The following is a 564-nucleotide window of genomic DNA, read 5'->3' on the forward strand; positions in this document are numbered from 1 at the left end:
GCTCGCAGCAGGATCGCTGGCCGGCCTGCTGGGCGATCTATCCGACGGTGCTTTAGCCGCAGCGCTTCTGATTGGCGGAGCATCCGCCGCACTTTTGGTCGTAGGCCGACTGTCCGCGGACAGAGGTGCAGACAGGGCAAAAACGAGAGGGAAATCCGATCGAGGCAGCCGTTTGGCTGGACGCTCCGGCAAAAGCGGCAACAACAAGGGCTGGAGCGCTGCAACAGGCGGCAACTCTGACTCTGCGGAGACGGCCAGTGCAGCCGAGGAGCGGTTAGAGAGGGCCCTTGGGCTGCTCGTGAAGGATCCGTCAGCGGTTTTGAGCGCGTTAATTGACCGTTCCGCGGGAAGAACGCAGCCAGATGCGAAATCAGCGCTGCAAGCTATTGTCGGGGCAACCGTCGATCATCTGGCTCGCAAGGAGAGATTAGTCTCCCGTATGGACGAGCATGAGGCGAGACTGAGCCGGATTCGCGCCATGCTGGACGAGCGCGAAGCTGCTTTGGCTATAGCGGTGGCCGAGACAAGCCAGGCAGCGGCGGAATGGCGAAGCTGGCTGGCCGC

The 564-nt window shown here is 62.4% G+C and carries 1 protein-coding gene; it reads left to right on the plus strand.

All coding sequences use genetic code 11. The features are described from left to right. Positions 1-564, plus strand: a 564-nt coding sequence (locus tag PAT3040_RS36720; protein ID WP_181376414.1) for a hypothetical protein, incomplete at both ends; no start/stop codon positions are given.

The sequence above is a fragment of the Paenibacillus agaridevorans genome (assembly GCF_003112455.1).
Lineage (GTDB): Bacteria > Bacillota > Bacilli > Paenibacillales > Paenibacillaceae > Pristimantibacillus > Pristimantibacillus agaridevorans.